This window comes from Plantibacter sp. CFBP 8804, from assembly GCF_014841225.1.
GTDB lineage: Bacteria > Actinomycetota > Actinomycetes > Actinomycetales > Microbacteriaceae > Plantibacter > Plantibacter auratus.
The window spans coordinates 319,252-344,027 of record NZ_JACYTU010000002.1; the positions used below are offsets into that span (position 1 = coordinate 319,252).

Annotated in this window: 22 protein-coding genes and 1 pseudogene; 14 read left to right on the forward strand and 9 right to left on the reverse strand. The window is 69.4% G+C overall.

What is annotated here, in order from left to right; genetic code table 11:
• Window positions 1–97: 97 nt before the first annotated feature.
• Window positions 98–688 (forward strand): hypothetical protein, encoded by a 591-nt coding sequence (locus IFU11_RS06860; RefSeq protein ID WP_124769636.1) that lies wholly within the window; start codon window positions 98–100, stop codon window positions 686–688.
• Window positions 689–721: 33 nt separating this feature from the next.
• Here IFU11_RS06860 and IFU11_RS06865 read toward each other — a convergent pair whose 3' ends face one another.
• Window positions 722–1,018 carry a helix-turn-helix domain-containing protein gene (locus tag IFU11_RS06865; protein ID WP_079707250.1) on the reverse strand — a complete coding sequence of 99 codons (297 nt, stop codon included), beginning with the start codon at window positions 1,016–1,018 and terminating at the stop codon, window positions 722–724.
• A gap of 189 nt (window positions 1,019–1,207) precedes the next feature.
• On the opposite strand from IFU11_RS06865, the gene IFU11_RS06870 reads away from it, so the two are divergent.
• The 4 genes from IFU11_RS06870 to IFU11_RS06885 all read left to right on the forward strand — a co-directional run bounded on the left by IFU11_RS06870 (window position 1,208) and on the right by IFU11_RS06885 (window position 5,311).
• Window positions 1,208–1,864 (forward strand): hypothetical protein, encoded by a 657-nt coding sequence (locus IFU11_RS06870; protein ID WP_124769635.1) that lies wholly within the window; start codon window positions 1,208–1,210, stop codon window positions 1,862–1,864.
• Window positions 1,864–3,129 carry an AAA family ATPase gene (locus IFU11_RS06875; RefSeq protein ID WP_124769634.1) on the forward strand — a complete coding sequence of 422 codons (1,266 nt, stop codon included), beginning with the start codon at window positions 1,864–1,866 and terminating at the stop codon, window positions 3,127–3,129. The genes IFU11_RS06870 and IFU11_RS06875 overlap by 1 nt, the downstream gene beginning before the upstream one ends.
• Window positions 3,130–3,338: 209 nt before the next feature.
• Window positions 3,339–3,674, forward strand: coding sequence for a histone-like nucleoid-structuring protein Lsr2 (locus IFU11_RS06880; RefSeq protein ID WP_085513359.1), 336 nt, complete (start codon window positions 3,339–3,341; stop codon window positions 3,672–3,674).
• A 137-nt stretch (window positions 3,675–3,811) separates the two neighbouring features.
• Window positions 3,812–5,311: a sensor histidine kinase gene (locus IFU11_RS06885; protein ID WP_079002802.1), complete on the forward strand. Its 1,500-nt coding sequence runs from the start codon at window positions 3,812–3,814 to the stop codon at window positions 5,309–5,311.
• Window positions 5,312–5,388: 77 nt separating this feature from the next.
• On the opposite strand, the gene IFU11_RS06890 is transcribed toward IFU11_RS06885, so the two are convergent.
• Window positions 5,389–5,637, reverse strand: a complete 249-nt coding sequence (locus IFU11_RS06890; RefSeq protein WP_056012627.1) for a WhiB family transcriptional regulator — start codon at window positions 5,635–5,637, stop codon at window positions 5,389–5,391.
• A 193-nt stretch (window positions 5,638–5,830) separates the two neighbouring features.
• Between IFU11_RS06890 and IFU11_RS06895 the strand changes: the two genes are divergently transcribed.
• Entirely contained in the window at window positions 5,831–6,256 is a 426-nt protein-coding gene (locus IFU11_RS06895; protein ID WP_124769633.1) for a hypothetical protein, read from the forward strand.
• Window positions 6,257–6,294: 38 nt separating this feature from the next.
• Here IFU11_RS06895 and bcp read toward each other — a convergent pair whose 3' ends face one another.
• The 3 genes from bcp to aroA are packed head-to-tail and all read right to left on the reverse strand — an operon-like array spanning window position 6,295 to window position 9,203.
• On the reverse strand, window positions 6,295–6,774 hold the full coding sequence (bcp, locus tag IFU11_RS06900; protein WP_124769632.1) for a thioredoxin-dependent thiol peroxidase: 480 nt from the start codon (window positions 6,772–6,774) through the stop codon (window positions 6,295–6,297).
• Window positions 6,775–6,787: 13 nt separating this feature from the next.
• Window positions 6,788–7,849, reverse strand: a complete 1,062-nt coding sequence (gene rsgA, locus IFU11_RS06905; RefSeq protein ID WP_124769631.1) for a ribosome small subunit-dependent GTPase A — start codon at window positions 7,847–7,849, stop codon at window positions 6,788–6,790.
• Window positions 7,850–7,853: 4 nt separating this feature from the next.
• A complete protein-coding gene (aroA, locus tag IFU11_RS06910; RefSeq protein WP_124769630.1) occupies window positions 7,854–9,203 on the reverse strand; it encodes a 3-phosphoshikimate 1-carboxyvinyltransferase in 1,350 nt (449 codons plus the stop codon).
• Between the two features lie 43 nt (window positions 9,204–9,246).
• On the opposite strand from aroA, the gene IFU11_RS06915 reads away from it, so the two are divergent.
• On the forward strand, window positions 9,247–9,936 hold the full coding sequence (locus IFU11_RS06915; RefSeq protein WP_079707243.1) for a sigma-70 family RNA polymerase sigma factor: 690 nt from the start codon (window positions 9,247–9,249) through the stop codon (window positions 9,934–9,936).
• A complete protein-coding gene (locus IFU11_RS06920) occupies window positions 9,933–10,184 on the forward strand; it encodes a zf-HC2 domain-containing protein (protein WP_079707242.1) in 252 nt (83 codons plus the stop codon). The genes IFU11_RS06915 and IFU11_RS06920 overlap by 4 nt, the downstream gene beginning before the upstream one ends.
• A gap of 16 nt (window positions 10,185–10,200) precedes the next feature.
• Here the strand turns inward: IFU11_RS06920 and IFU11_RS06925 are convergent, their stop codons facing one another.
• The gene (locus tag IFU11_RS06925; RefSeq protein WP_085513347.1) at window positions 10,201–11,904 is read right to left on the reverse strand and encodes a cation:proton antiporter; all 1,704 of its coding nucleotides are present in this window, start codon (window positions 11,902–11,904) and stop codon (window positions 10,201–10,203) included.
• A 136-nt stretch (window positions 11,905–12,040) separates the two neighbouring features.
• A complete protein-coding gene (locus IFU11_RS06930) occupies window positions 12,041–15,808 on the reverse strand; it encodes a multifunctional oxoglutarate decarboxylase/oxoglutarate dehydrogenase thiamine pyrophosphate-binding subunit/dihydrolipoyllysine-residue succinyltransferase subunit (RefSeq protein WP_192018530.1) in 3,768 nt (1,255 codons plus the stop codon).
• 134 nt (window positions 15,809–15,942) lie between these two features.
• Here IFU11_RS06930 and IFU11_RS06935 point away from each other — a divergent pair, with 134 nt between their 5' ends.
• A complete protein-coding gene (locus tag IFU11_RS06935) occupies window positions 15,943–17,382 on the forward strand; it encodes a GuaB1 family IMP dehydrogenase-related protein (RefSeq protein ID WP_071262471.1) in 1,440 nt (479 codons plus the stop codon).
• A gap of 48 nt (window positions 17,383–17,430) precedes the next feature.
• Entirely contained in the window at window positions 17,431–17,730 is a 300-nt protein-coding gene (locus IFU11_RS06940; RefSeq protein WP_079707238.1) for a hypothetical protein, read from the forward strand.
• Between the two features lie 15 nt (window positions 17,731–17,745).
• On the opposite strand, the gene IFU11_RS06945 is transcribed toward IFU11_RS06940, so the two are convergent.
• Window positions 17,746–18,591: a LysR substrate-binding domain-containing protein gene (locus IFU11_RS06945; RefSeq protein ID WP_124770211.1), complete on the reverse strand. Its 846-nt coding sequence runs from the start codon at window positions 18,589–18,591 to the stop codon at window positions 17,746–17,748.
• Between the two features lie 203 nt (window positions 18,592–18,794).
• Here IFU11_RS06945 and IFU11_RS06950 point away from each other — a divergent pair, with 203 nt between their 5' ends.
• The 3 genes from IFU11_RS06950 (at window position 18,795) to IFU11_RS06960 (ending at window position 22,623) form a co-directional block, all read left to right on the forward strand.
• A complete protein-coding gene (locus tag IFU11_RS06950; RefSeq protein WP_192018623.1) occupies window positions 18,795–20,108 on the forward strand; it encodes an MFS transporter in 1,314 nt (437 codons plus the stop codon).
• Window positions 20,109–20,257: 149 nt separating this feature from the next.
• The gene (locus IFU11_RS06955; RefSeq protein WP_079707236.1) at window positions 20,258–21,577 is read left to right on the forward strand and encodes a hemolysin family protein; all 1,320 of its coding nucleotides are present in this window, start codon (window positions 20,258–20,260) and stop codon (window positions 21,575–21,577) included.
• Complete coding sequence (locus tag IFU11_RS06960; RefSeq protein ID WP_192018531.1) at window positions 21,574–22,623, forward strand: hemolysin family protein; 1,050 nt, start codon at window positions 21,574–21,576, stop codon at window positions 22,621–22,623. The genes IFU11_RS06955 and IFU11_RS06960 overlap by 4 nt, the downstream gene beginning before the upstream one ends.
• Window positions 22,624–22,635: 12 nt before the next feature.
• On the opposite strand, the pseudogene IFU11_RS06965 reads toward IFU11_RS06960, so the two are convergent.
• Window positions 22,636–23,711: pseudogene (locus tag IFU11_RS06965) on the reverse strand (NADH:flavin oxidoreductase/NADH oxidase); the annotation flags it as partial.
• Between the two features lie 140 nt (window positions 23,712–23,851).
• Between IFU11_RS06965 and IFU11_RS06970 the strand changes: the two are divergent.
• Window positions 23,852–24,715 carry an ADP-dependent NAD(P)H-hydrate dehydratase gene (locus tag IFU11_RS06970; RefSeq protein ID WP_137243331.1) on the forward strand — a complete coding sequence of 288 codons (864 nt, stop codon included), beginning with the start codon at window positions 23,852–23,854 and terminating at the stop codon, window positions 24,713–24,715.
• Window positions 24,716–24,776: the final 61 nt, after the last annotated feature.

Here is a 24,776-nt window from a genome sequence, read left to right on the forward strand (position 1 = left end):
ACATGTCACACTCATCATGTCAGTTCCCTGGTGTCCAGGACCAGGGGTCTGTGGAGAACGCAGGACGTCGCCGCCCTCTGCGCACTACCGTCGGCGTATGCGTTGGGACAGCCTGTTCGACGATCTCGCCGGTCAGCTCGACGACGAGCTCGCCGTCGACGACGACGCCGTCCGCATCGAGGCCGAGCGGCTTCGGCGCGGGCGTCTCACGCTCCGCGAGCGGCTGGTCGCCCTCTGCGGCGACGCCGACGCACCAGGACCGCTCGTCGTCGAACTCGTCGACGGGACGACCTGGCGGCTGCGGGTCCGGAGCATCGGGAAGGACTGGATCCAGGCCGAATCCGGTACCCCGGGCGGCCGGGAGGTCGTCGTCCCGCTCGATGCCATCGCGGCGGTCGCCATGACGCAGACCCAGATCGATTGGAGTCTCGACGACGTCGCGGTCCGCGAACCGCGACTGCTCGACCGCCTCACCGTCTCGTTCCTGCTCCGTGATCTGTGCCGACGCCGTGCAGCAGTGATCGTGCGGACCCGGACGGGGAGCTGGACGGGCACGGTCGACCGGGTGGGCCGCGACCATCTGGATCTGGCCGTCCACGAGCCAGGGTCGCCGCGCCGCAGCCGGAGCATCGAGCAGATCCGCGTCATCGTGCTCGCTGAGGTCGTCGTCGTCGAGCGTGCCGCCTGAGGCGGCGCGTCGGACGCTTGCCGGAACCGGGGCTCAGCCGAGGGGCGGCACGGGCCGGAGCATCGGGGCGCCGGTGAACTCGGCGAGTTCGGTGAGCTGGGCCTGGTGCCAGAGGCCTGCACGACGTGCCTCCTCGTACTGACCGCTGATGAAGGCTTCGAGTGCCGGGAACTCGATGCGCCACGGTCCGCTGCGCCCGATCCGGATGGCGGGCAGCTCACCGCTCGAGATGAGCTCGGCCACGTGCTGGGCCGAGACGTTCAAGACCTCGGCCGTATCGGCGACGGTGAGGAAGCGACCGAGCGGGGCCGCATCGCGCTGCGATTCCATTCCTCGATTATCCTCTCGCGCGGGCGGCGTCCGCCGGGCTGTGGATAACTTCGGCGCGATGTCCGGAGCCCGGGCAGCATGGGACCGGAGGCGGCGCACGGGGTGCCCATGAAGGAGGAGACGGTGCGGGGAATCGAGCGGGGACACGGATCGGAGTCGGGAGGAGCGCGAATCGACGGCGGGGAACGGATGACCGACCGTCTCGCCGGACTGCGTCATGGTGTCGGCGGACGGCAGGTGTCCCGGTCGCGCATCTGGGTGGACCCACGCTTCCTGGTGGGCCTCATGCTGGTGGTCGCGTCGATCCTGGGAGTGTGGTGGCTCGTCACGACCTCGAGCCGGACGACCCCGGTGTATGCGGCGTCCGAGACGCTGACGCCCGGAACGCGGCTCGACCGCTCCTCACTCCAGGTGATCGACGCACGTCTGGGATCGGTCGAGGGCGGGTACCTCGGAGCTGGAGCGGCACCGCCGCCGGGGATCGTCGTCACGCGGACGATCGCAGCGGGGGAGCTCGTGCCGCTCGACGCGCTCGGCGAGGCGAGCGCCGTCGGCGTGACCACGCTCGTCGTCGAACCGGCCGGACGGTTCGGCGCCGACATCGTGCCGGGGACCGTCGTCGACCTCTGGGCGGCCGCGCCGGACGGCGACGGGTACGGTGTCCCGGAGGTGCTGGTCTCGGCCGCGACCGTCGTCCGGGTCGGCGAGGACGAAGGGCTCCTGTCGGGCCGTGGTTCGGTCGCCCTCGAGCTCGCGGTCCCGCGCTCCGCCGTCGCGACGGTGCTCTCGGCGACGGCGGCGGCGCACCTGCTGTCCGTGGTCCCCACCGAGCCCGGCGAACGCTGATGCTGCGCGTCGGACTCGCCCTCGATCCACGGGTCGAGGGTGAGATCCTCGCGACGATGCTCGACCTCGGACACCGCGTCGCCTGGCGCTGTCACGACGGCGCCGAACTCGAGGAGCGCGTCGGCGCCGGCACGCCCGTCGACGTGCTGCTCGTGTCACCCGGGGCCGACCGCCTGCGCGCCGAACTCATCGACCTCGCGGACCGCGTGGGCACGAGGGTCGTGGCGCTCGCGTCCGGCGAGTCCGAACGGCGCCATGCGGCTGGGCTCGGTCTCGTCGACATCGTCCTCCTGCCGGTCGATCCCGAGGAGCTCGATCGGAGCATCGCGCCGCTCGACCTCGGCGGCGACAGCCCTCGTCCGGTCGCCCAGGCCGCAGGGCGGGTCATCGCCGTGTGGGGTGCGGCCGGGTCGCCCGGCACGACCACCGTCGCCGCAGGCATCGCCAGTGAGCTCGCTGCGCGCGGCCGCCGGGTCGTCCTCATCGATGCGGACACCTACGGGTCATCCGTCGCGGCCATGCTCGGCCTCCTCGACGAGGCACCCGGGTTCGCCGCGGCCTGCCGACTGGCCGGAAGTGGGGCGCTCGACATCGAGCAGCTCGAGCGGATCGCGGTCGTCCATCCGTCGCCGTCCGGCGCGTTCCGGGTCCTGACCGGCATCTCGCGCGCGGCACGCTGGACGGAACTGTCGACGGAACGCGTCGCGACGACCATCGAACGGTGCCGGGCGTGGATGGACGACATCGTGATCGACACGGCGTTCTGCCTGGAGGCGGACGAGGAGATCTCGAGCGACCTGTTCGCGCCCAGACGGAACGGCGCGGCGTTCGCCGTCCTCGGGTCCGCAGACCGGGTGGTCGAGGTCGGTGCGGCAGACCCGGTCGGGGTCACGAGGCTGCTCCGCGGCCACGCGGAACTCGTCGAACTCGTCGACCCGTCGCGCATCTCGGTGGTGGTGAACCGGCTGCGTGGCGTCGCGCTCGGTACCGGCCCGGCCGGTCAATTGGCGTCCACGCTCTCCCGCTTCGGCGGGATCGAGGCGGCCGCGCTCCTGCCGGAGGACCAGCGGGTGGTGGACGCCGCGGTGATCGCGGGGAGGAGCTTCCGCGACCAGGCCCCGCGCGGGGCGCTGCCCGTCGCGTTGCGGCGGTTCGTGTCCACCCTCCTCGACCAGGAGCCGGCGCCGGTGCGCGACCGCTCGCGGCGCTCGGCGGGTGGAGCACGCGGGCGTCGTGCGCGGAGTCGGTCACGCCGAGCGGAATAGTCTCGACAGATTCACTCAATACAATTGGGTGATCAACCGAATATGCATTGGCTCGCCGATATATGCATCTGCATTCTTCTCCGAAGCATCGCTATCCGTTGGGTGATGAATTACTTCGGTATCGTGTCGGTATTCAAATTCGCTTGATGGTGTTCGATATGATCGGATAACCGTCGGACCCACCACGGATATCTTCAGGAGGACCCCCCATGGCTCAGAAAGTCATCACCACATACATCGACGATCTCGACGGCAGCGAACTCGCTTCCGGTGCAGGAGAGACCGTCCGGTTCGCGATCGACGGAACCGAATACGAGATCGATCTCGGGGCAGACAATGCGAAGAACCTCCGCGAGTCGCTGAAGCCTTATATCGGAGCCGGACGCCCGGTCAAGCGTGGGCGCCGCACCTCGAGCACCAGCACCCGTAACAGCGCCGAGAACCTCGCCGCGATCCGCGAGTGGGCCGCGAAGAACGGGCACGCCGTGTCGTCGCGCGGACGCATCCCTCAGGCGGTCCAGGACGCCTACCGCGCAGCCAACTGACATCACGTCCGGCGACGGCGCTCAGCGGCCCCCCACGCGCCGCTGAGCGCCGTCGCCGTTCCACGCCTGCCTGACCAGTGGTCGTCAGGGCAGGCTCGGCGCACTCGGTGTCGGCCGGCCGAGCCTAGACTGGAATCGTGTCGACGCTCAGTGATCTCGTTCTCGCCCAGGGCCGCTCCAGTGCGGCCGACGTGGAGTGGCTGCACATGCTGCTCGCGGACAGCCAACTCCTCGCGGATCTGGCGTTCGCCGATATCGTCATCTGGGTACCGACCGATTCCGGCAGTTTCATAGCGGTCGCGCATTCGCGTCCGTCGAGTGCCGCGACACTCTTCTATCGCGACTTCGTCGGGCAATCCATCAAGCAGGAATGGCGCAAGCAGGTCACCGACTGTTTCGAGAGTGGACGGATCATCGAGTCGTCCGCACCGGACTGGTACGAGGAGACCCCGACCAGGGTTCGTGCCGTACCCGTCGCCCGGCGGATATCTCCGACCGAGACGACCAATGCCGACGGACCGATCGCGGTCATCACCCGCCACACCAATCTCGGTGAGGCTCGGACGCCCAGCCGCCAGGAACTCACGTTCAACGACTGCGCGAGCGACCTGTTCGAGATGATCGCGGTCGGCGACTTCCCGGATCTCGGAGCGCCGACCGGACCGCGCCGGGGCGCGCCGCGCGCGAGCGACGGCCTGATCCGTCTCGATGTCGACGGCACCGTCACCTTCGCGAGCCCCAACGCGCTCTCGGCCTTCAACCGGATCGGATTCGCCGAGGAACTCGAGGGCGAGTCGCTCGCGGACGTCACGACCCATCTGCTCTCCGGGACGGGGACCGTCACCGTCGACGAGTCCCTGCCACTCGTCGTCACCGGTCGGGCGCCGTGGCGGACCGACATCGAGGACAAGGGCGTGACGGTCTCCCTCCGGGCGATCCCGTTGCGGAGCCGCGGCGAGCGGGTCGGCGCGATCGTGCTCTGCCGCGACGTCAGCGAACTGCGTCACCAGGAGCAGGAACTCATCACCAAGGACGCGACGATCCGCGAGATCCACCACCGGGTGAAGAACAACCTCCAGACCGTCGCATCGCTCCTGCGGATCCAGGCCAGGCGGACGCACTCGGAGGACGCCCACGACGCCCTCACGCAGGCCATGCGGCGCGTGGCCGCCATCGCGGTCGTGCACGACACGCTGTCCGAGGGGCTCAATCAGAACGTCGACTTCGACGAGGTCTTCGAGCGCGTGCTCCTGCTCATCGCCGAAGTGGCGAGCTCGCACAACACGACGGTCCGCCCGAAGTCCTCCGGCTCGTTCGGCGTGCTCCCGAGCGAGTACGCGACGCCACTCGCCCTCGCGCTCACCGAACTCGTGACCAATGCGGTGGAGCACGGACTCAACGGGCGCGACGGCGACGTGGAGATCACGGCCGATCGCACGGACGAGCTGCTGAGCGTGCAGGTCCGCGACAACGGCGTGGGGCTCCCGGAGGGGAAGGTCGGGTCCGGTCTCGGCACCCAGATCGTGCGGACGCTCATCCAGGGTGAACTGGGCGGGACCATCGACTGGCACACGCTCATGGGGAGCGGAACCGAGGTCACGATCGCGATCCCGATGCGCTGGGTCGCCAAGAGCTGAGGTCCTGGTCCGTCACGAACGGCCGCAGACATGCGAGAACCCCGGGGCCGTTCGGCACCCGGGGTTCTCGTCTGCGATTAGGAAGCGCGGCGAGCGCGAGCAGCGCGACGCTTGAGGGCGCGACGCTCGTCTTCGCTGAGGCCGCCCCACACGCCGGAGTCCTGGCCGGTCTCGAGCGCGTACTGGAGGCAGAGCTCCGTGACACTGCAGGTGGCGCACACGGCCTTCGCCTTGTCGATCTGATCGACCGCCGGACCGGTGTTCCCGACCGGGAAGAACAATTCCGGGTCGACGGTCAGGCAGGCAGCTTTATCGCGCCAATCCATAGGGGAGCTCCTTTTATTGCATGGTGAGATTTCTTCAACCGAGTGAGGGGTCTCGGGAAGCGAAAGCCGAAATGCGAGGGGGATGATCGTCCGGGAATCGGGATCTGTCCACACCCTCGTGGACCTCATGTCGGCCTCAAACATGGTTTCATATCGGTAAGAGCAAATCAATAGTCAAGTTTGGGTGAACCCTGTGAGTACCGATCGAAACGCCGCCTCCGCTCCGAACCCGGGGAGGCGTCGTGAGCCCGCGGTGCTGGCCTTCATCGTCCTGCTCGTCGCCGAGGCGTTGCTCATGATCGGGCTCTCGGCCTGGTTCCTCTTCGAGCTGGTCGCGGCGACGCCGGCCTCGTTCACGAGCGCACTGGCGATCTTCGTGATCCTGCTCATCGCCACGGCGTTCGTCACGGCGCTCGCCCTCGGCGCGATCCGCGGACGGAGCTGGATCCGCGGGGGAGCGGTCACCTGGCAGCTCGTGCAGATCGCCGTCGCCGTCGGCGCGTTCCAGGGGGTCTTCGCGCAACCCGCGATCGGGTGGTTCCTGCTGCTGCCGTCGCTGGCCGTCCTCGGGCTCCTGTTCACGCCCGCGGTCGCCGCCGTGACCCGACGCGAGATCTGAGCGCGACGGGTCGGTCGTGATGGTCCAGCAGCGACGCGTCAGGCGTCGAGGCCGAGGGCCTTGCGGAGGCTCTTCACATGGCCGGTGGCCTTGACGTTGTACCGGGCGAGGGTGAGGGTGCCCGTCTCGTCGATGACGAACGTCGAGCGGAGGACCCCCGTGACGATACGTCCGTACGAGTTCTTCTCACCGTAGGCTCCGTACGCATGGTGGACCGTCAGCTCCGGGTCGCTGAGGAGCGGGAACGTGAGCCCGTCCTCCTCCTGGAAGGCCTTGAGCTTCTCGACGGAGTCCTTCGAGACGCCGAGCACCACGTACCCGGCACCGCCGAGCGATGCGAGGTTGTCGCGGAAGTCGCACGCCTGGGTGGTGCAGCCGGGCGTCATCGCGGCGGGGTAGAAGTAGAGGATCACCCGTCGTCCGGCGAAGTCGGACAGGGACACGCTGGTGCCGTCCTGGTCGGTGAGGGTGAACGCGGGGGCCGGGTCGCCGGCGGAGAGACGGAGTGCTTCAGGCATACCCCAAGCCTAGTCAGGAGTACTGGTCGGCTTTGATCGTCGCGAAGGTCCCCAGCAGCCGCTGGAGCGAGTCGAGGCGTGCCGGGCCGTTCTCCCCGAGTCGTCCCTCGGCGACGGCCTCGATGATCGCGCAGTCGGGCGCGTCGGGCAGATGGGTGCAGCCACGCGGGCACTCGAGGGCGATCTCCGCGAGGTCGGTGAACGACTTCAGGATGTTGGCGGTGTCGACGTGTCCGAGACCGAACGAGCGGACGCCCGGGGTGTCGATGACCCACCCGGACCCTGCGGGCGCCTCGATGCGCAGCGAGACGGTCGAGGAGGAGGTGTGGCGCCCACGCCCGGTGACGACGTTCACATGCCCTGTGGCGCGCTCAGCGGTCGGGACGAGGGCGTTGACCAGGGTGGACTTGCCGACGCCCGAGTGGCCGACGAAGACCGTGTCGTGGCCGATGAGGGCCTCGGTGATCTCGGCCAGCGGGACGTCGTCCTCCCGGCTGCGGAACACGCGCAGGCCGAGCCCGGCGAAGTTCGCGAGGAACTCGTCGGGGTCCTGGAGGTCCGTCTTCGTGATGCAGAGGATCGGGGTGATCCCCGCGTCGTAGGCGGCGACGAGGTAGCGGTCGACGAGTCGGGCCCGAGGCTCGGGGTTCGCGGCGGCGACGACGATGAGCATCTGGTCGGCGTTGGCGACCACGACGCGCTCCATGGCGTCGGTGTCGTCGCCACTGCGGCGGAGCAGCGTCGTGCGCGGCACGATCCGCACGATGCGCGACAGCGTGCCCTCGGCACCCGAGGTGTCGCCGACGACGTCGACCCGGTCGCCGGTCACGATGGCCTGCTTGCGGAGTTCACGAGCGCGTGTCGACGTCAGGACACGCTCCTCGGGCGTGCCCTCGTCGAGGAGCACGGTGTAGCGGCCGCGGTCGACCGCGAGGACGCGTGCGGTCAGTGCATCGAGGTGCTCGGGCCGCGTCTTTGTCCGTGGGCGGTTCGCCTTCGGGTTCGGCCGCATCCTGATGCTCGACTCGTCGAGTTCCGGCTCGTCGTCGTCGACGCCGTCGTCCCACCAGCTCATCGGCTCAGCCCCCGAGCATCGCGTGCCACAGTTCGGTGAACTGTGGGAGCGTCTTCGCGGTCGTGGCGACGTTCTCGATGGTGACCCCGGGCACGACGAGACCGAGGATCGCTCCCGTGGTCGCCATGCGGTGGTCGTGGTAGCTCGACCACTCGCCGCCGTGGAGGGGGCGCGGCTCGATGCGGAGACCGTCCGGCAGCTCCGTGACGGCGCCCCCGAGCTTGTTGATCTCCGTCGCGAGGGCCGCGAGGCGGTCGGTCTCGTGGTGACGGATGTGCCCGATGCCCGTGATGGTCGACGGTCCGTCGGCGAGTGCCGCGAGCGCGGTGAGGGCGGGCGCGAGCTCGCCGCCGGTGGTCAGGTCGAGGTCGACAGCGGTGATCCGCTCGCCGCCGGTGACGGTGAGGCGGTCGCCGTCCAGGGCGACCGTCGCGCCGAAGCGGGGCAGGAGGTCCGCCAGGTCGGCACCGACCTGGGTGGTGGAGGTGGGCCAGCCGCGGAGCGTGACGCTTCCGCCGGTGACGAGCGCCGCGGCGAGGAACGGTGCGGCGTTGGAGAGGTCGGGCTCGAGGTCGACGTCGAGCGCGGCGATCGTGCCGGGGGCGACGACCCACTCACCGACGGCCGGTTGTTCCACGGTGACCCCGCGGGCCGCGAGGGCCGCGATGGTCATCTCGATGTGCGGCAGGCTCGGCAGGCGCTCGCCCTCGTGGACGAGGTGGAGACCCTGCTCGAAGCGGGCCGCGGCCAGCAGGAGGCCGGACACGAACTGGCTCGACGATGACGCGTCGATCGTGAGCTTGCCACCCGCGACCGCGCCTGTGCCGTGCACCGTGAAGGGGAGCGCCTTCCGGCCGTCGTCGCTGATGTCGACACCCAGCGCCTGCAGCGAGGCGATCATGGTCGCCATGGGGCGGTTCCTGGCGGAGGGGTCGGCGTCGAACACGGTCGGTCCGAGGGCGAGCGCTGCCAGCGGCGGGACGAACCGCATGACGGTGCCGGCGAGCCCGCACTCGACGGTCGTGCTGCCGAACAGCTCACCCGGCGTGACGAGCCAGTCCTTGCCGAACGCGCCCGAGGCCGGGCGCTCGACGATGGTCGTCCCGAGTGCGCGGAGCGCCTCCACCATGTTGGTGCTGTCCATCGAGTGGAGCGGAGCACGGAGCAGCGACGGTCCGTCGGCCAGGGCGGCCAGGACGAGCTCGCGGTTCGTGAGGGATTTCGAGCCCGGGAGGGACACGGTCGCATCGACCGGCCCGTCCGCGACGGGCGCCGGCCAGGCTGCGTCGTCGTGCTCGGGTTCGGCATCGCCGTACACGTCGAAATCTGGTGCGGAATACGGATTGGTCAACATTGGTTCCAACAGTAGTCGGGGTCGAGAGCAGAAGGAGGAGCGGATGTCCACAGCGGTACTGGAACGACCGGTGACGGAGGCCGATCACGGCCGTCTGGCGCTGGCCGTAGACTGGCCGGTGATGACCTCCGTCGACCCAGAAGCCCTTCCGGCCGAGCCGGACCCCCGATCACTGTTCGAAGCACAGGCACTGCCGTTCATCGATCAGTTGTACGGCGCTGCCATGCGCATGACGAAGAACCCGTCGGACGCTCAGGACCTCGTCCAGGAGACGTTCGTGAAGGCCTTCGCCGCGTTCGCGCAGTTCGAACAGGGCACCAACCTCAAGGCGTGGCTCTACCGCATCCTCACGAACACGTACATCAACACGTATCGGAAGAAGCAGCGCGAGCCGTACCAGGGCACCATCGACGACCTCGAGGACTGGCAGTTGGGCGGCGCCGAGTCGATCAGCGCCACCTCCAGCCGCTCCGCCGAGGCCGAAGCGATCGATCACCTGCCGGACAGCGACGTGAAGAACGCGTTGCAGGCCATCCCGGAGGACTTCCGCCTCGCGGTGTACCTCGCCGACGTGGAGGGCTTCGCCTACCAGGAGATCGCCGACATCATGAAAACGCCGATCGGGACCGTGATGAGTCGTCTGCACCGTGGCCGACGACTCCTCCGCGATCTGTTGGCCGACTACGCCGAGTCCCGGGGGTTCACCGTGACGAAGCAGGGGAGCAAGAAATGAGCGACTGCGGCTGCGACAAGGCCAAGAAGGACCTCGAGGAGTACCTCCGTCACGAGGTGTGCACGACCGAAGCGGCCGACATCCGCGAGCACCTCGCGAACTGCCCAGAGTGTCAGAACGAGGCGCTCGTCGCCCAGACCCTCACCGAGGCCGTGCAGCGGGCGTGCAAGGAGACGGCACCCGAAGACCTGAAGAACCAGGTCCTGGCGTCGCTGCGGGCCACCCAGGCCACCCACGAGAGCGCCTGACGACGGACCGACCGCATCAGCCGGCGCCGTCGAGGCGTGACTCCTCGACGTCCAGCATCCGCTGCGCCTTCGCCAGCACCTCGGAGGAGTAGCTCCCGGTCGCCCGCGCATCGAGGAGCGCATCGCGTTCGGCGTCGAGCACCCGGCGTCGCAGTTGTCGGAACTGCTCGTGCGGGCCCACGCCGGCATCGGTGCGTTCTGCCGCCGACTCGACGCGGATGAGGCTGCTCGTGCGTACCCGGTCAACGACCGCGGAGTCGAACGGCTCCCCGCCGTCCGTGCGCAGCTGTGGGTCGTCGAGGGCGGCCACACCGACGGTCGAGATCTCCTCGACGAGACCGGCCAGTTCCGCCATCGCCGCCTGCTCGTCCGTCCCGCCGACCCGGGTCAGCCGGATGACGAGCGGGAGGGAACCGCCCTGGAGCAGGAGGGTGACGATCGCGACCGTGAACGCGATGAGCACCAGTTCTGCGCGATACGGGGTGTCCAACGGGAGCGACTGAGCGGCGGCGATCGTGACGACACCACGCATCCCCGCCCAGGCGAGCACCGCGCCGCCCCGCCATCCGAGGCCCTCGCGTTGCAGGAAGTCCAGGTCGGCGCTCCGCCGGGCGATCGACCTCGAGAAGGCGGCCTTGCGTTTGGCTGAACGCGCGTTCTCCGTCGGATGCTCCTCGAGGCGTGCGGAGACCTGCTCCAGTCTCGGCCGCCGGGCAAGGGCTTCCCGTTCATCGCGTCGCAACGACCAGACGAGGACGCCGACGAACACGATGCGGACGACGATGAGGGTGATGGCGGTCAGCAATCCCAAACCGATCGACGACCAGATGCCGAGGTCGTCCTGCTCCACCTGCGAGACGATGGCCTCGAGCTCGAGCCCCATGAGCAGGAACACCCCGTTCTCGAGGAGGAACTGCGTCGTCCGCCAGTTGATGCGCTCACTGATGCGGTCCTGGGCGGTGAAGTACTTCGCGCTCTGATGCCCGGTGTAGAGTCCGGCGACCACGACCGACAGGACGCCTGAGGCGTGGAAGTGCTCGGCGGGCAGATACGCGATGAACGGCACGGCGAAGGAGATGACGGTCGTCAGGACCGGGTCGCCCAGGCGGGAGCGGATCCGGACCGTGATGAACCCGACGACGATCCCGATCGCGATCGCGAGGGCCACGGCATAGGCGAAGTCGCCCAGGACACCCCACAACGAGACCGTGCCGGCGGTCGCGGCGATGGCGGAGCGCAGGAGGACGAGGGCCGAGGCGTCGTTCACGAGGCTCTCGCCCTCGAGGACGCTCACGAGGCGCGACGGCATGCCCAGCCGCTTACCGATGGAGGTCGCGGCGACCGCGTCGGTCGGGCTGACGACGGCGCCGAGGGCGATGCCGGCGGCCAGGCTCAGGTCGGGGAGGATCGTCGACAGGATCCAGCCGATGAGCACCGACGACACCACGACGAGGACGACCGAGAGCCCGGAGATCGCTTTGAGGTTGCGGCGGAAGTCGACCAGGGGCACGTTGACGGCGGCCGAATAGAGGAGCGGTGGCAGCACGCCGGCGAGGATCCACTCCGGCTTGACCTCGACGTCCGGCACGAACGGCAGATAGCTGAGGGCGAGCCCGACCAGGACGAGGATGAGCGGGGCTGCCACGCGCAGCTTGTTCGCGAAGCGGGCCACCGCGACGATGGTCACCACCGCGACGACGGCGAGGAATGCGAAGTCCATGGCGTCAGCCTATTGGCGGTGGCTCACCGCCCACTCACGGATCGCTGTCGCCGTGCTGACCACCCGCGTCCAGACGACGACACAGACGACGACGCCCGCCTGTCGGAACAGGCGGTCGTCGGTCGTGCGGCTGAGGTCAGAGCGCCAGCGCGGTGCGGAGGAGCTCCGCCTGCTCGGCGGCGTGACGCTTCGCCGAACCCGTTGCGGGGGAGGCGGACGCGGTGCGCGACACGTTGCGGATCGTCCGACCCTCGAGGTGCTTGGCAGCCTCCAGGCAGATAAACGGCCACGCGCCCTGGTTCTCCGGCTCGTCCTGCACCCACACCAGTTCGGCGTTCGGGTACTGCGCGACCACAGCGTTCAGCTCGGCCACCGGGACCGGGTAGAACTGCTCGACGCGGACGAGGGCGATCTCGTCGTTCGGCTGCTTCTGCAGCTCGCTGAGGAGGTCGTAGTGGATCTTCCCGGAGTGCAGAAGCACCCGCTTGACCGCGGCCTTGTCGGTGATCCGTGCGTCGTCGATCACCGGCTCGAAGCGACCGGAGGTGAAGTCCGCCACCGGGCTGGTCGCGCCACGCAGACGCAGCATCGCCTTCGGGGTGAAGACGACGAGCGGCCGACGCGGGCGGGCGTACGCCTGGCGACGCAGCAGGTGGAAGTACGACGCGGGGGTCGACGGCCGTGCGACGGTCATGTTGTCCTCGGCGCAGAGCTGCAGGAACCGCTCGATCCGCGCGGACGAGTGGTCGGGGCCCTGGCCTTCGTAGCCGTGGGGGAGGAGGAGCGTGACACTCGACCGCTGCGACCACTTCTGCTCGGCGGAGGAGATGAACTCGTCGATGATCGTCTGCGCGCCGTTGGTGAAGTCGCCGAACTGCGCCTCCCACAGCACGAGCGCGTCGGCACGTTCGACCGAGTAGCCGTACTCGAAGCCCATGACCGCGTACTCGCTGAGGAGCGAGTCGTAGATCCAGAAGCGGGCCTGGTTGTCGCTCAGGTTCGCGAGCGGCAGCCACTCCTGGCCGTTGACCCGGTCGTGGAGGACGGCGTGACGCTGCACGAAGGTGCCGCGGCGGGAGTCCTGTCCGGACATCCGCACCGGGGTGCCCTCGATGAGCACCGATCCGAGCGCGAGCAGTTCTCCGAAGCCCCAGTCGATGTTGCCGTTGCGGCTCATGTCGAGACGCTTCTCGAGGAGCTGCTGCACCTTCGGGTGCACGGTGAACCCGGCGGGCTTGTTGTTGAACGCGTCGCCGATGAGCTGCACGACGCCCTCGGAGACACCGGTCGTCTCGAGTTCGCCGGAGTAGCCGTCCTCGTCGAGGACCTCGGTCGGGATCGGCGTCGGCGAGGTCTGCTCGGCGTGCGTCTCCATGAAGGCGCGCTCGAGGCGGTCCTGGAAGTCGCGGTGCGCGGCCTCGTACTCCTCCTCGGTGATGTCGCCACGGCCGACGAGCGCCTCGGTGTACAGCTTGCGGACGGAGCGCTTCGCCTCGATGAGGCTGTACATGAGCGGCTGCGTCATCGACGGGTCGTCGCCCTCGTTGTGGCCGCGTCGGCGGTAGCACACGAGGTCGATGACGACGTCGCGCTTGAACTCCTGGCGGTACTCGAAGGCGAGCTCCGCGACCCGCACGACGGCCTCGGGGTCGTCGCCGTTCACGTGGAAGATCGGCGCCTGGATGGTCTTCGCGACGTCGGTGTTGTAGATGGAGGAGCGGCCCTCGCCAGGAGGCGTGGTGAAGCCGACCTGGTTGTTGATGACGACGTGGACCGTGCCGCCCGTACGGTAGCCGCGCAGCTGGGACAGCTGCATCGTCTCGAGGACGACGCCCTGACCGGCCATCGCCGCATCGCCGTGGATGAGGATCGGGAGGGTACCGAAGGCGCCGATCGGCCCGCGGTCCTGCTTCGCGCGGACGATGCCCTCGAGCACGCCGTTGACGGCCTCGAGGTGCGAGGGGTTCGCTGCCAGGTAGACCGGGATCTCGCGGCCGTCCTCGGCCTTGAAGGTGCCCTCGGTGCCGAGGTGGTACTTCACGTCGCCGGAACCGTGGCTCGCAGGGTCCTGAGTTCCCTCGAACTCGCGGAAGATCTGACCGTACGTCTTGCCGGCGATGTTCGTGAGGACGTTGAGGCGGCCGCGGTGGGCCATACCGATCGCGACCTCATCGAGCTGGGCCTGCGACGCACCCTGGAGGATGGTGTCGAGCAGGGCGATGGTGGACTCGCCGCCTTCGAGGCTGAAACGCTTCTGGCCGACGTACTTCGTCTGCAGGAAGGTCTCGAAGGCCTCGGCCTCGTTGAGCTTGCCGAGGATGCGCATCTGCTCGTCGTGCGTCGGCTTCTCGTACTTGCGCTCGACCTTGCTCTGGATCCACTTGCGCTGCGCGGGGTCCTGGATGTGCATGTACTCGATGCCCGTGGTGCGGCAGTACGAGTCGCGGAGGACGCCGAGGATGTCGCGCAGCTTGGCCGTGCGGGCCGAGCCGAAGGCGCCCGTGACGAACTCGCGGTCGAGGTCCCAGAAGGTCAAGCCGTGGGTCTCGATCTCGAGGTCGGGGTGCGAGCGCTGCACGTACTCCAGCGGGTCGATGTCGGCCATGAGGTGGCCGCGGACGCGGAACGCGTTGATGAGCTCCTGGACGCGGGCGGTCTTGTCGACGGCGTCGGCGAGGTCGACGCTGATGTCGGGCGACCAGTGGATCGGGTCGTACGGGATGCGGAGCGCGGCGAAGATGTCCTGGTAGAAGCTGCGGCTGCCGATGAGCAGCTCGTGGACGACCTTGAGGAACTCGCCCGAGCCGGCACCCTGGATGACGCGGTGGTCGTAGGTGCTCGTGAGCGTGATCGTCTTGCCGATCGCCAGCTCGTTGAGCGTGCGCTCGGAGGCGCCCTGGAACTCGGCCGGGTACTCGAGGGCGCCGGCGCCGATGATGCAGCCCTGGCCCTTCATGAGACGGGGGACCGAGTGCACGGTCCCGATGCCACCGGGGTTCGTGAGCGAGATCGTGACGCCCTGGAAGTCGGCTCCGGTGAGCTTGCCCTTGCGGGCGCGGGTCACGAGGTCCTCGTAGGCCGAGAGGTACTCGTTGAAGGTGAGGGTGTCGGCGCGCTTGATGCCCGGCACCATGAGGGCGCGGGAGCCGTCGGGCTTCGGGAGGTCGATGGCGATGCCGAGGTTGATGTGCGCGGGGGCGACGACCGTGGGCTTGCCGTCGGTCTCCTCGTAGTAGACGTTCTGGCTCGGGAAGTCCTTCAACGCCTGGATGAGGGCCCAGCCGATGAGGTGGGTGAAGCTGACCTTGCCGCCTCTGGCGCGCTTCAGGTGGTTGTTGATGACGATGCGGTTGTCGATCATCAGCTTCGCCGGGATGGTGCGCACGCTCGTCGCGGTCGGGACCGTCAGGCTCGCGTCCATGTTGGTGGCGAGCGACTTGGCCATGCCCTTCAGCACGGTGACCTTGTCGACGTCCTCCGGAGCGGGCTCGGTCTGGTCGCTCTTCGGCTGCTGGACCTGGTTCGGGCTCGTCATCGGGGCGTCGGCCGGGATCGGGGCCGGCTTCGCCTGGACCGAGGTGGTGCGGGCGACCGGCTGCGCGCCGATGACCTGGATCGGGGCCGTCGGCGGGTTGACCCGGGCCGCCTCGTCCGCCGCCGCAGGCGCTGGGGCCGACGCCGTGGCGCCGGCAGCTGCCGCACCGTCGTCCGACTGGCCGCCCGTCGTTCCCTGGGCTGCGCCGTTCACCGGCCGGTAGTGCTCGAGGATCGGCCACCAGGAGCGGTCCACGGAATCCTTGTCGACGAGGTACTGCTCGTACATCTCGTCGACGAGCCATTCATTGGCTCCGAATTCGTTCGTTGCGCCGTCATCGGCGCCCACTCCGGTCATCTGGCTCGACACCGTCGATCGCCCACTCTCTCCGTTGAATTCTCACTGTTTGCAGGCAGGGAACATGCCCGCACGATCCAGTCATCAAGCCTAAACCCATTCCGTCGTCGGTGCGGCTCGGACGCCGGTCGGGATACGGTGTTCTCATGCGGTTCATCGGTGAGATTCCCAGCCACGACCTGACGTACTCGGACGTGTTCCTCGTCCCCAGCCGCTCCGGGATCACGAGTCGACTCGACGTCGACCTGGCTCCGGACGACGGCACCGGCGCCACGATCCCGATCGTCTCCGCCAACATGAACTCCGTCACCGGCCCACGCCTCGCGGCGGCACTGGCGCGGCGCGGCGGACTCGGCGTCCTGCCGCAGGACATGCCGCTCCAGGAGCTCGACGCTGCGATCCGCTGGGTCAAGGAGCAGCCGGTCGCCTTCGACACCCCGCTGATCATGCGCGCCGATCAGACCGCGGCCGACGCCCTGCGCCTCATCCCCGCGGTCGCCGGTCACGGCATCGTGCTCCACGACGAGCGCGACGCCTTCGCCGGCTGCATCCCGGCCGCACGTCTCGCCACGGCGCTGCCCGACGCACGGCTCGGCGACCTCGCTCGCGGGTCGCTCGCCTCGATCGACGCCGACGACGTGACCGGTGGCCGGGCCGCGTTCGACCTCATGGTCGCCGCCGACCTCGAGTTCGCGCCCGTGCTGCACCACGGCGCCGTCGTCGGCACCCTCAGCCGCACGAGTGCGCTCCGCTCGACCATCTACACGCCGGCGCTCGACGCGTCGGGCCGACTGCGGGTCGCCGCGGCGATCGGCATCAACGGCGACGTCGCCGTGAAGGCGCAGGCGCTCGCCGCCGCCGGGGTGGACGTCCTCGTGATCGACACCGCCCACGGGCACCAGGAGGGCATGCTCCGGGCGATCGCGGCCGTCCGTGCCCTCGGTCTCGGCCTCCCGATCGTCGCCGGCAACGTCGTGTCCGCCGTCGCGGTGCAGGACCTCGTCGACGCCGGTGCGGACATCCTCAAGGTCGGTGTCGGACCCGGTGCGATGTGCACCACGCGGATGATGACGGCGGTCGGGCGTCCGCAGTTCTCGGCCGTGCTCGAGACGGCCGCGACCGCCCGCGCCCTCGGTGCGAAGGTCTGGGCGGACGGTGGTGTCCGCTACCCCCGCGACGTCGCCCTCGCCCTCGCGGCCGGCGCGTCCTCGGTCATGATCGGTTCCTGGTTCGCCGGCACGATCGAAGCCCCCGGTGAGCTGCAGCGCGCCGCCGACGGGTCGCTCTACAAGGAGAGCTGGGGCATGGCGTCGACCAAGGCCGTGCACGAGCGCTTCGGGCGACTCGACCCGTTCGAACTCGCGCGGAAGACGCTCTTCGCCGAGGGCATCTCGTCCTCCCGCATCACGATCGACCCGCTCCGGCCCTCGGTCGAGGACCTCCTCGACATGATCACCGCCGGGGTGCGCTCGTCGTTCACCTACGCGGGTGCCGACTCGGTCCCCGGCTTCCACGAGCGCGCCATCGTCGGCGTCCAGTCGGCCGCCGGGTACGAGGAGGGCAAGGCGCTGCCCGTCTCCTGGTGAGCCGGGGCGCTGGTGCAACACGCACGACCGCGGTGGGATGATGGGCCCATGGTGGTGAACGGTGGGACGCACGGGTTCGGTGTCGGCATGCAGGTCCTCGTGCTCGTGGACCCGGGATCCGATCCCTCGACGGGGGAGCGTGCCTCCGGGGTCATCGTCGCACCCGGCCGCCAGCGTGCTGCGGCGTTCATCTCGGTGTGGACCGAACAGCTGACGACGTGGATCGTCGAGTTCGACGAACCCTTCACGCCGCCCGACGGCAGCGGCCCGCACGAATCGGCCGAGGTCCGCGAGACCTACCTCATCCCCGCACCCTTCGCCGAGGCGTCGGAGTCCGTCGACGCCTGACCGCCGCGTGCTCGTTCAGGCGAGCGACCGGTCCATGATGGCCGAGGAGAGCGCCTCCACCGGGCCGGCCGCCGCCAACGGGTTCGCGAGCAGGGTGAAGTCGACGCCGCCCAGGGTCGGGAGTTCCAGCCGGTTGCTGAGCATGACGAGGTCGCTCGGGATCAGGCTGCGCGGGAAGACCGCGACACCGAGCCCGGCCCGCACCGCCGCGAGCACGCCGTTCACCTCACGGGTGCTGCAGGTGATCCGCCAGGTGCGCCCGGCGTCCTCCAGGGCGTCGATCGCCAGCTGCCGGGAGAGACTCGGGTCCTGATAGGCGATGAGGGGGACGGGCTGGCCCGGCTCGATCGTGGTCTTCTCGAGACCGACCCAGACCATCGAGTCGGTCCGCACGAGCTTGCCCTCGTTCTGGCCGGGGTGCATCTTGATGAAGATGAGGTCGAGGGCGCCCGCCTTCAGCCGACGGTAGAGCGGCCCGCTCTGGTTCACGGTGAGTTCGAGGTTCAGCTGCGGGTGACCCTGACGGAAGTGGCGCAGGATCCGGGGGAGCTGGGTCATCGCGAGGTCGTCGGCGGCCCCGAAGCGGAGGCGACCGCTCATCGCCGAGCCGGTGAAGTAGCTCTCCGCCGAGGCGTGTGCAGCGAGGATGGTGCGCGCGAACCCGGCCATCGCGTCACCGTTGTCGGTCAGGCGGACCGCTCTCGTGTCCCGGACGACGAGCCACCGGCCGGCAGCCTCCTCGAGCCGTCGGATCTGCTGACTGACCGTCGGCTGGCTCAACCCGAGCTGCGCGGCGGCGCGCGTGAAGTTCTTCGTCTCGGCGACGGCCAGGAAGGTGCGCAGCAGGGCGGGGTCGAACATGCGTGAGCCGATCATTCGGGAATCGAATAGGACTGATAGGGATCATCCTGCTCGGAAATGGTCGCGTCGGCAATAGCGTGGAAGGGAGCCGACGGCCTCCGCGGCTCCACCCATACGACACGCACTCGACATACGAAACGCTGGCCCTCTCCGTGACCCCTCCATCCGACACCGCCGTCGCTCCACCACCGCCCACCGCCCCCATGCCGATCGTGGGGGAGCGTCCCGCCTGGCGGGACACCTTCTCCTCGCTCCGCGTCCCGAACTTCCGACTCTTCACGATCGGGCACATCGTCGCGACGACCGCGATCGGGATGCAGCGCATCGCGCAGGACTGGCTCGTCCTCGAGCTCTCCGGCAGCGTCGCCGCCGTCGGGATCACAGTCGCCATGCAGTTCGCGCCCATGCTGCTGTTCGGGCTGCTCGGCGGCGTGATCGCGGACCGCTACTCCAAGCGCGTGCTGCTCATGATCACGCAGTCGCTCGCCGCCGTCCTCGCGGTCGCGCTGTCGATCCTGACGCTCAGCGGCGCGGTCGAGGTGTGGCACATCTACGTCATCGCCTTCATGCTCGGTCTCGTCACCGTCGTCGACAACCCGGCGAGGCAGGTGTTCGTGAACGAGCTCGTGGGCCCGGCGAGACTGCGGAACGCCATCAGCCTCAACTCCGCCGTCTTCCAGCTCGGCCAGCTCGTCGGTCCGGCCGTCGGTGGTGTCCTCATCACCGCCGTCGGTTCCGGGTGGTCCTTCGCGATCAACGCCCTCGCCTGCTCCGGCGTCGTGCTCACCCTGGCGCTCATGCGTGTCTCGGAACTCGTCCCGACGCCGGTCGTCGCGAAGGCGAAGGGCCAGCTCAAGGAGGGACTCGGGTACGCCATGCGGAAGCCGGCCATCCGGTGGACGGTCATCATGGTCGCGTTCATGTCGGTGTTCGCGTTCAACCTGCCGGTCCTGCTCGCCGCCTACGCCTCGGACGTCTTCGACATCGGCGCGAGCGGCTACGGGTTCCTCAACGCCCTCGTCGCCGTCGGCGCGCTGACCGGTGCACTCGCGTCGACGCGGCGCGGGGGTGTGGACCTGCGCATCGTGATCGTCGCGGCGGCGGCGGTCGGCGTCCTGCAGGCGGCCGCCGGGGCGATGCCCGTGCTCCTCCCCTTCGCCCTCCTGCTCGTCGCGGGCGGGGTCGCGAACCTCCTCTTCATCACGGCGGCGAACTCCCTCGTCCAACTGTCGTCCAACATGGCGATCCGCGGCCGGGTGATGTCGCTGTACATCCTCGTGCTGCTCGGCGGGCAGTCGATCGGCGGCCCGCTCATGGGCTGGCTCGTCGAGGTCGCCGGGGCCCATGTGGGCATGATCGTCTCGGGCGGGGTCCCGGCGCTCGCCGCGGCGTGCATCGGCGTGCGGTTCCTCCTCGTGCAGCGTCGGAAGCGTCGCGCGGCCGAGGAGCGCCGGCGTCTCGCAGAGGCTGAGAAGAACCCCGGAAATCCGGGGTCCACAGCCGCGGATGTCCGATAGACTCGTCCGCACAATGGACGACCCTCCTTCAGACAGATCCCCCGGCCACCATCCCAGCCCCGTGCTGACCCGCTCACGGGAGACGACCGCCCACCCGGGCGACGGAACCCCCACTCCGGCATCGACCGCTCAGCACGGACGGGATCGTCATGTCTGAGTGGATCATGCTCGGCGTCGGCCTCATACTGACCATCGGGACGGGTTTCTTCGTCGCCTCCGAGTTCGCGCTCGTGAACCTCGACCGCGCCGATCTCGAGGCCCGCCGCGACCGCGGCGAGACCCGCCTGACGATGACGATCGCAGCACTCAAGATCACCTCGACGCACCTGTCGAGCGCGCAGCTCGGGATCACCCTGACCACCCTCCTCACCGGTTACACCATGGAGCCGGCGCTGTCGTCGATGCTCGCCGGCCCGCTCGGCTCCATCGGGATCCCCGAGGGCGTCGTCGCCGTCGTTGCGACGATCGTCGCGATCACCCTCGCCACGCTGCTCAGCATGATCATCGGCGAGCTCGTCCCGAAGAACTTCGCGCTCGCGTTGCCCCGACAGACGGCCAAGTTCGTCGTGCCGTTCCAGACGGCCTTCACCTGGGTGTTCAAGCCCGCCATCGTCGTCCTCAACGGCAGCGCCAACGGCTTGCTGCGGTCGATGGGCATCGAGCCCAAGGAGGAGCTGTCCGGAGCCCGGACGGCCGAGGAGCTGTCGTCGCTCGTGCGTCGATCGGCGCTCGAGGGCACACTCGAGGCCGACACCGCGACCCTGCTCAACCGCACCCTCCGCTTCTCGAGCCACGATGCGTCGGACGTCATGACGCCGCGGCCGCGCATCGCGTCGATCCAGCGCGGCGAACCCGCCCAGGCGGTGCTCGCCCTAGCGAGATCGACCGGCCACTCGCGCTTCCCGGTCACCGATGCCGACGTCGACGACATCACCGGTGTCGTGCACGTGAAGCAGGCCATCGCGGTCCCGCGGGACCGACGTGGCGAGGTGCCCGTCTCCGCTCTGCAGTCGCCCGCCCTGCGCGTCCCCGAGACGATGAAGCTGGACGTGCTGCTCTCGCAGCTGCGCGGACGCGGCTACCAGATGGCCGTCGTGGTCGACGAGTACGGCGGCACCGCCGGCGTCACCACCCTCGAGGACCTCGTCGAGGAACTCGTGGGCGAGGTCGCCGACGAGCACGACCGATCGCGTGCCGGGGTGGTCCGCGGACGCGACTCCACGACCTTCCCGGGCAGCCTCCGGCCTGACGAGCTCCTCGAGCGCGCCGGCGTGCGCGTCCCCGAGGACGGTCCGTACGAGACGGTCGCGGGCTACGTCATGAGCGAGCTCGGACGACTCGCTGTCTCGGGCGACGAGCTCGAGCTCGAGGACGGCACGCTCCGCGTCGAGCGACTCGACGGCCGACGGATCGATCGGATCCGATTCACCCCGAGACCCGTCGTGTCGGAGGACGGTGGTGACGTATGAGCGACTGGGCAGGAATCGCCTGGCTCGTGGTGCTGCTGCTCGCGAACGCCTTCTTCGTCGGTGCCGAGTTCGCGGTCATCTCCGCGCGACGGTCGCAGATCGAACCTCTCGCCGAACAGGGGAGCCGGAGCGCCAAGACCGCGCTGTGGGCCATGGAACACGCCACGCTCATGTTGGCGACGAGTCAGTTGGGCATCACCGTCTGCTCGCTGCTCATCCTGAACGTCTCCGAGCCGGCGATCCACCACCTGCTGGAGGTGCCGTTGGCACTCACCGGCTGGCCCGAGGAGACCATCGGTACGGTGGCGTTCATCATCGCGCTGCTCCTCGTGTCCTACCTCCACGTGGTCTTCGGTGAGATGGTCCCGAAGAACCTCTCGTTCTCGATCCCGGATCGCGCGGTCCTGTTGCTCGCGCCGCCGCTCGTCTTCGTGGCGCGTGTCTTCCGCCCGATCATCGTGTCCCTGAACGCCATCGCGAACGCCGTGCTCCGCCTCTTCCGGGTGGAGCCGAAGAACGAGGCCGCGAGTGCGTTCACGCTGGACGAGGTCGCGACCATCGTCGACCAGTCCACGCGCGAAGGCGTGCTCACCGACTCGACGGGTGCACTCGTCGCGGCGTTCGAGTTCACTGAGAAGAAGGTCCACGACGTGGCCTTGCCGCTCTCGAGCCTCATCACGCTGACGGAGGAGGCGACGCCCTCGGACGTCGAGCGCGCGGTGGCGAAGTACGGCTACTCCCGCTACGTGATCGTCGACGACGAGTCGGTGCCGATCGGGTACCTCCACCTGAAGGACGTCCTGCGGTATGACGACCTCGACGGCACCGGCGACGAAGAGCGTCCGGTGCCCGCGAAGCACATCAGGCAGCTCGTGTCGGTGTTCGAGGATTCGGACGTCGAAGACGCGCTGACCACGATGCGTCGCTCGGGGGCACACGTCGCCCGAGTGTTCGACGAAGCGGGCGCAACCACCGGGGTCCTCTTCCTCGAGGACATCATCGAGGAGCTCGTCGGAGAAGTCCAGGACGCCACCCGGCGTCGCTGATCGGACGCCTGNCAGGCGCGCGGCTTGGCCCGCTCGTACTGGCCCGGCCAGGCCACCTCGACGCCGAGCTCGGTGGCGGCGCGCAACGCGAAGTGCGGATCACGGAGCGCCTCGCGGGCGACCATGACCGCCTGCGCCTGCCCGTCGGCGACGATGGCCGCGGCCTGCTGAGCGTCGGTGATGAGCCCGACGGCGCTCGTGTCGACACCCGTCGACCCGATGTGCGCGGCGAACGGGACCTGGTACCCGGGGGAGAGCGGGATGCGGACGCCGCCGACGGCTCCGCCGGTGGAGATGTCGAAGAAGTCGGCCCCGCGCTCGGCGCACCAGGCGGCGACGGTCGCAGTCTGGTGTTCGTCCCATCCGTCGTCCACCCAGTCCGTGGCCGAGAACCGGACGAACAACGGGAGACCGGCCGGGAGGACTTCGCGCACCGCCTCGACGACCCGCAGGAGGAGCTTGGCCCGGTTCTCGAGCGAGCCGCCGTAGCCGTCCTCGCGGTGGTTGACGAGTGGTGAGAGGAACTGGTGCAGCAGGTAGCCGTGCGCCGCGTGGAGTTCGATCACCTGGAAGCCGGCGTCGACCGACCGGACGGCCGCCGCGCGGAAGTCGTCGACGACGCGGTCGATCCCCTCGTCGTCGAGGGCCTCCGGAACCGCGTAGCCCGGGAAGGCCTCGGGCGATGGAGCGACCGTCGACCAGCCACCCTCCTCGATCGGCACACTGCCGTGTCCGTCGGTGCCCCAGGGGGCGAACGTGGAGGCCTTCCGGCCGGCGTGCGCGAGCTGGATGCCGGGGACGGAACCCTGCTCGGTGATGAACGCGGTGATCCGTCGCCAGGCGTCGCGCTGTTCGTCGTTCCAGATGCCTGCGTCCTGGGGCGAGATCCGACCCTCGGGGCTGATCGCCGCCGCCTCGGAGATGACGAGGCCGAAGCCGCCCGCCGCGAACTGGCCGAGGTGCATGAGGTGCCAGTCGGTGGGGACGCCGTCCTGGGCGGCGACGCTGTACTGGCACATCGGGGCGATCCACAGGCGGTTGGGGATGGTGAGGTCGCGGATGGTGATCGGATCGAACAGCTGGGGCACGGAACTCCTCGGGTCTCTGGGCGACGGGCGTCGCCACCCGGCTCAACGTCCCGGCGCGCGCTCGGATTCCCGTCTCCGGGATGACCGACGATCGACGGCTCAGCGTCAGTCCGCCGCGACGACTGGCCTAGGGTGATGGCATGGCCGAACCGCGACTCTGGACCCCTGCCGACGCACGCGACTGGATCGCCGTGCCCGACGCCGAATCGGACAAGTACTCCCGGGGTGTCCTCGGCGTCGTGACCGGGTCCGACCGCTACCCGGGTGCCGCCGTCATCGGTGTCGAGGCGGCGATCCGCACCGGCGTCGGCATGGTCCGTTACCTCGGCGCGGACCGACCGGCGAACCTCGTGCTGCAGCGCCGCCCCGAGATCGTGACGGCGGAGGGGCGCGTGCAGGCGTGGCTCATCGGCTCCGGCATGGACCCCGGCAAGCTGACCCGCGAGGAGAGCTCCCTGCTCGACGCCGCCCTGCACGGGGGCGAGCCGGTCGTCGCCGATGCCGGTTCACTCCGTCGCGTCGCCGCAGGTGCCCACCAGCGGGCGTTCGGTGTCGACGAGTCGTGGCGCATCGTGGCCACACCCCACGTCGGTGAACTGGCGACCATGTTGAGCGGCCTGGGGAGCCCGGCCGAGGTCGAGGCCATCCGTGCCGACCCGGTGTCGTACGCGGCCGACGTCGCCGCCCGCCTCGGCATCGTCGTGGTGCTGAAAGGCGGCACGACCCACGTGGTCGCGCCTGACGGCGACGCCATCACGGTCTCCGGCGGATCGCCCTGGCTCGCGACCGCCGGCACCGGCGACGCCCTGGCCGGGATCATCGGGGCGCTCGTCGCCACGAACGCCGAGCGCGTGCTCGCCGACCCCGGCTGCCTGGCGAGCGTGGCCGCCAGCGGGGTGCTGCTGCACGCGGCCGCCGGGGACGCCGCGGCAGCCGAGGGCCCGCTGGCCGCGCTCGACGTGGCCGAAGCGGTGCGCGGCGTCGTCGGTGGTCTCCTCCGCTGAACGATCGTTCATCGGTGGACGAAGGACAACTCCCAGAACGCTCATAGCTCGCCCATAGGGA

Bases quoted from the DNA above. Each gene is read 5' to 3' on its own strand.
- IFU11_RS06970 (WP_137243331.1), top strand. From the start codon at position 23,852: ATGGCCGAACCGCGACTCTGGACCCCTGCCGACGCACGCGACTGGATC.
- IFU11_RS06925 (WP_085513347.1), bottom strand. From the start codon at position 11,904: ATGGACTTCGCATTCCTCGCCGTCGTCGCGGTGGTGACCATCGTCGCG.
- IFU11_RS06950 (WP_192018623.1), top strand. From the start codon at position 18,795: ATGCCGATCGTGGGGGAGCGTCCCGCCTGGCGGGACACCTTCTCCTCG.
- IFU11_RS06860 (WP_124769636.1), top strand. From the start codon at position 98: ATGCGTTGGGACAGCCTGTTCGACGATCTCGCCGGTCAGCTCGACGAC.
- IFU11_RS06955 (WP_079707236.1), top strand. From the start codon at position 20,258: ATGTCTGAGTGGATCATGCTCGGCGTCGGCCTCATACTGACCATCGGG.
- IFU11_RS06915 (WP_079707243.1), top strand. From the start codon at position 9,247: ATGTCCACAGCGGTACTGGAACGACCGGTGACGGAGGCCGATCACGGC.
- IFU11_RS06880 (WP_085513359.1), top strand. From the start codon at position 3,339: ATGGCTCAGAAAGTCATCACCACATACATCGACGATCTCGACGGCAGC.
- IFU11_RS06890 (WP_056012627.1), bottom strand. From the start codon at position 5,637: ATGGATTGGCGCGATAAAGCTGCCTGCCTGACCGTCGACCCGGAATTG.
- IFU11_RS06865 (WP_079707250.1), bottom strand. From the start codon at position 1,018: ATGGAATCGCAGCGCGATGCGGCCCCGCTCGGTCGCTTCCTCACCGTC.
- IFU11_RS06920 (WP_079707242.1), top strand. From the start codon at position 9,933: ATGAGCGACTGCGGCTGCGACAAGGCCAAGAAGGACCTCGAGGAGTAC.
- aroA (WP_124769630.1), bottom strand. From the start codon at position 9,203: ATGTTGACCAATCCGTATTCCGCACCAGATTTCGACGTGTACGGCGAT.
- IFU11_RS06935 (WP_071262471.1), top strand. From the start codon at position 15,943: ATGCGGTTCATCGGTGAGATTCCCAGCCACGACCTGACGTACTCGGAC.
- bcp (WP_124769632.1), bottom strand. From the start codon at position 6,774: ATGCCTGAAGCACTCCGTCTCTCCGCCGGCGACCCGGCCCCCGCGTTC.
- IFU11_RS06875 (WP_124769634.1), top strand. From the start codon at position 1,864: ATGCTGCGCGTCGGACTCGCCCTCGATCCACGGGTCGAGGGTGAGATC.
- rsgA (WP_124769631.1), bottom strand. From the start codon at position 7,849: ATGAGCTGGTGGGACGACGGCGTCGACGACGACGAGCCGGAACTCGAC.
- IFU11_RS06940 (WP_079707238.1), top strand. From the start codon at position 17,431: ATGGTGGTGAACGGTGGGACGCACGGGTTCGGTGTCGGCATGCAGGTC.
- IFU11_RS06945 (WP_124770211.1), bottom strand. From the start codon at position 18,591: ATGTTCGACCCCGCCCTGCTGCGCACCTTCCTGGCCGTCGCCGAGACG.
- IFU11_RS06960 (WP_192018531.1), top strand. From the start codon at position 21,574: ATGAGCGACTGGGCAGGAATCGCCTGGCTCGTGGTGCTGCTGCTCGCG.
- IFU11_RS06870 (WP_124769635.1), top strand. From the start codon at position 1,208: ATGACCGACCGTCTCGCCGGACTGCGTCATGGTGTCGGCGGACGGCAG.